At 28.8% G+C, this 3,874-nt stretch carries 6 protein-coding genes and 1 tRNA gene; 1 reads left to right on the top strand and 6 read right to left on the bottom strand.

Going from position 1 to position 3,874, the window contains the following annotated elements; all coding sequences use genetic code 11:
• From ACIQ16_RS10030 to ACIQ16_RS10015, 4 genes are all read right to left on the bottom strand, one after another.
• The coding region (locus ACIQ16_RS10030) for a hypothetical protein (RefSeq protein ID WP_396151147.1) at nt 1-787 on the bottom strand (787 nt) is incomplete at its 3' end.
• Nucleotides 784-1,335 carry a hypothetical protein gene (locus ACIQ16_RS10025; RefSeq protein ID WP_396151145.1) on the bottom strand — a complete coding sequence of 184 codons (552 nt, stop codon included), beginning with the start codon at nt 1,333-1,335 and terminating at the stop codon, nt 784-786. The genes ACIQ16_RS10025 and ACIQ16_RS10030, both read right to left, overlap by 4 nt.
• Before the next feature lie 301 nt (nt 1,336-1,636).
• Nucleotides 1,637-1,710, bottom strand: a tRNA-Arg gene (locus ACIQ16_RS10020).
• A 46-nt stretch (nt 1,711-1,756) separates the two neighbouring features.
• Complete coding sequence (locus ACIQ16_RS10015; protein WP_396151143.1) at nt 1,757-1,909, bottom strand: SsrA-binding protein; 153 nt, start codon at nt 1,907-1,909, stop codon at nt 1,757-1,759.
• A 146-nt stretch (nt 1,910-2,055) separates the two neighbouring features.
• Here ACIQ16_RS10015 and smpB point away from each other — a divergent pair, with 146 nt between their 5' ends.
• The gene (smpB, locus tag ACIQ16_RS10010) at nt 2,056-2,514 is read left to right on the top strand and encodes an SsrA-binding protein SmpB (protein WP_353168565.1); all 459 of its coding nucleotides are present in this window, start codon (nt 2,056-2,058) and stop codon (nt 2,512-2,514) included.
• Between the two features lie 117 nt (nt 2,515-2,631).
• On the opposite strand, the gene ACIQ16_RS10005 is transcribed toward smpB, so the two are convergent.
• Together ACIQ16_RS10005 and ACIQ16_RS10000 are read right to left on the bottom strand one after the other, a co-directional pair.
• On the bottom strand, nt 2,632-3,552 hold the full coding sequence (locus tag ACIQ16_RS10005) for a hypothetical protein (protein ID WP_396151140.1): 921 nt from the start codon (nt 3,550-3,552) through the stop codon (nt 2,632-2,634).
• 123 nt (nt 3,553-3,675) lie between these two features.
• Nucleotides 3,676-3,874: hypothetical protein (locus ACIQ16_RS10000; protein ID WP_396151137.1), on the bottom strand; the 199-nt coding region annotated here is incomplete at its 5' end.

The following is a 3,874-nucleotide window of genomic DNA, read 5'->3' as shown; positions in this document are numbered from 1 at the left end:
CTAAACCTGGAACGGTTGGCAAATCTGCTGTTCCTCCTAAATCTCCAGCCAATTTAATTTTACCTTTTGTAGTTGCATCTGCATCTGCAATTGTAGCTGTAGCCACTTGAGCATCTACATAAGTTTTTACAGCATTCTGAGTTGGAAACAAAACATCACTCGAACCTAAAGTGGTATTTGTCGATTTATTCGCTGTGATTTCTTTTGTATCTAATACTGTTTGAGTTGCAATTGAAATAGGTTTATTACTATCGGAAGTATTATCTACATTATCAATTTGTAAATTAATTTTCGCACCTGCTAAATTTGAGGCACCTGTACCTCCATTTTGAATATCGACAATACCCGAAACATTATTTGCAGTAACAGCAGCATATGCAAATGGAACTGCTGAAAGTGGATTATCACTTAATACAATGAATTGCTGACATGTGCCATTAACATCTAATTGCACTTTTAATTTTTTGGTATTTGTATTCCAAACAATTGCATTGAAAGAACTTGCATATCCTCCTGTTTGATTTCCAGTACCAATGATCAGATTAACCATACCGAATTCATCAGTAGTTGTTTGAATAACTTCTTGATATTCTAACTGCGAAAGATCATCAGTTAATGAAAATTGCAAACAAAGCGATTTATTTGCCATCGGAGTTTTTTGAATATCAACACCCGGAATATTTTGTCCATTAGGATGATATATTACTGCTTGATACGTGATTCCACTTGTTTGTGCATAGAAAAACGAAGTGCAAAATAAGGCAATTAAGTAAACTATTTTTCTCATAAATGTTTGTCTTTATTCAATTCGAAATAACCTCCAAAAAGGATTTGGAACGTATTAAATGATACTTTATCTGCTGAAGGATTTAATGAAATACTTTTAGCTACATTACAACCTAAACTTAAATAACCTGATTTAGAAATGTAATATTTGGCATCTAAACCTAAAACGGGTTGTAATATTAAACCTGAAAAATCTTTATTGTCGGTTAGATTAAAAGTCGAATTATTTACTTGTTGTTTTCCATAAATGATGGTTGACATATTTAAACCCGCTTTCGCGCTAATGAAAAAATAAAAAGAATCAAAAAACTGATAATTAACCGCATTTTGCAAACCAATATATGACGTTTTGTAATCTAAATTATTTGTTTTTGACTCACTTGTTCCGTTGTAATCGTTAAGAGTTATACTCCCCAAATAAGAAAAATCTTTAAATTTTAATGGCATTGTATAACCCAACTCATAGCTACTACCCGTTCCGTTAATTTTAATTTTATCTGCAAATGGTGTGTTATTTTTATAAGAAAATGAAGAATAATTTTTTCCCATTTTAAAGAAAACACCCTGAGAATAAAGACTTCCCGAGAGTAATAAAAGAATTAAAAAAACATATTTTTTCATAAGAATATTAAATTGTAGACAACTAAATTTTCTTAAAAAATTAGTCATCAAAATTAAGGGCGCAAGATAAAAAAAAATGTCGAACTAATTCTACAAAAACAATAAAATATTAGTATGAATTTATACATAATATTCACAAATCATTACTTTATTTATTGAAGTGAGAAAAAAATATTTTAAGCAAAAAAAATCCCAAAACATATAATTTCAATGTTTTGGGAATAATTTGTGACCTCGTCTGGATTCAAACCAGAAACCTCTTGAGCCGTAATCAAGTGCGCTATTCAGTTGCGCCACGAGGCCTTTTTTGTGGGTGCAAATATAAAACTATATTCGATAATTTAAAAAATTATTTTTGTTTTTTTTCTAAAGCGTGAATCGTAACATAATATCGCCAAGCAATAATTGCCTTTTGTAATTTTGTAGCTTTCGCTAAATCAAGACGTTGCCTGGAATAACTTGGTAAAATCGATTTATTAATTTTAGCTAAAATTTTAAACATTATTTTTTATTTTATGCAAAACTACTAAAAAAATATGCGATTTCATTCGAGATTCAAAATCATAATTTTAATTTAACTCTCCTATTCCTTCAAAATCATAAAAAATAAACTGTTTTCTTACAAAATAAATCTTAATTTTGTCAGCTATGCAAAAAATCATAAATATATTAAACAAACGTGCCCGATTTGACTATGAAATTATAGACAAATACGACGCTGGCATTGTACTAACAGGAACAGAAATTAAATCGATACGATTAGGGAAAGCATCTATTGCTGAAAGTTTTTGCGAATTTAACGAGCAAACCGAATTGTTTTTAATTAACGCCACAATAGAAGAATATGCTTTTGGAACGCATTACAACCACAAAGCCAAAAGCGAACGAAAACTGCTTTTAAATAAAAAAGAGCTTCGAAAACTTGATAAAGATTCGGATAACAAAGGGTTAACAATTGTGCCTTTGAAATTGTATACGAATGAAAAAGGATTTGCAAAAGTAGAAATTGCGTTGTGCCGTGGTAAGAAAAATTACGACAAACGTGAAACAATGAAAGAAAATGATACCAAACGAGATATTGCTCGAATTAAGAAAGAATTCAGATAATTTACGAATTACGATTTTGGATTTACGAATTTAAAAAAACCAGAATTTTCATATGAAAATTCTGGTTTTTTTTACTTTGCAACTTTGAAACTATGAGACTTTGTCACTTTTCCCTTTTTACTTTTTACTTTTCACTTTATCCTTTTGTAAATCCGTTTTTAGCTTTTCTAAATCGGTTTTGGTTTTTTCCAATTCTTGTTTTAGTTTTTCTAAATCAGATTTAGTAGAATCGTCTTTTAATTGAAAGTTTTTTTGAATTTGAATTTTGTTTTCTTTTTTTAACTTTTCTAAATCATCATTATTTTCGCCATTTGAAGAAAAATTTCTTTCTGAAAAAATCATAGTACTTCCTTTTCCATCTGAATACTTTTTCGTTATCGTACCGTTTTCGTCAATTTTTTCTTCTTCTAATTGCATATCCGGATTGTCGCCCATAATTTCACCATCTTTAAAAGTAAATGATTTAAAATTTCCACCTAAAGAATCGGTTTGAAATCCACCTTGTAATTCTTTGAATTTATCTAAATCAATGGTGTTTCCATCAATTAAACCTCTAAAAACGTTATTGTCTAAATTCATAAACATATCGTTATTAAACATCCCGTTAAACCCTTTCATATCAAAACCATTCGCAAACATATCATTTTGTGAAGCACCAGATTGTATATTAATTAGGCCTTTTCCTGTGCCATCAAATTGCTTTTTAATTGAGATTGGTTTAATCGGCGTTTCCCCACTTACATTATAATTTCCTGAATTACCATCTTGATCTTTATAAGCAATTTTAATCGCCGTAATTTGTTTTTTATCGTTACGTTTTACACCTGAAAACGAAACTTCAAAATCAAATTTCTTAGCATCTGTTTCATCTTGTTTCAATTGTGCATCGGTCATAGCGTTGTCAATTCGCAATTCGAAACTATTGTTTTTTTGTTGTGATAATTGATTGAAACGATTGTTTTGAGCAAAAGTTGTGATTGGCAAAATAGTGATTGCAGTAGCCAATACGATTCTTTGAAATACCATTTTAACATTCATAATAATTAAATTTTAATTTTAAAAAGTCAAAAATAGGATTTTTATAAAAATGAAATTTTAAAATTTTGTTAATTAACGCGTTTTAACAAAAAAAGGATTGCCTAATTGACAATCCTTTTTGATTTACTTTGTAGTAAAATAAAGTGTATTTCCATTGTATTGATTAGTAATTCCGTTTAATGATGAAATTACTGTTTTTAGTTTTGTGTGAGGATAAGAATAAAATTTATAATTTGAAATAAATTTACCATCAACATATATTTTATTTATTGCATTACTTAAATCAATAGAAGGAACACTTGGGATTTTAATTCTATAATTA

Source organism: Flavobacterium sp. (assembly GCF_044360715.1).
Taxonomy (GTDB): Bacteria; Bacteroidota; Bacteroidia; order Flavobacteriales; family Flavobacteriaceae; genus Flavobacterium.
This window is presented reverse-complemented; position numbering and strand designations above follow the sequence as displayed.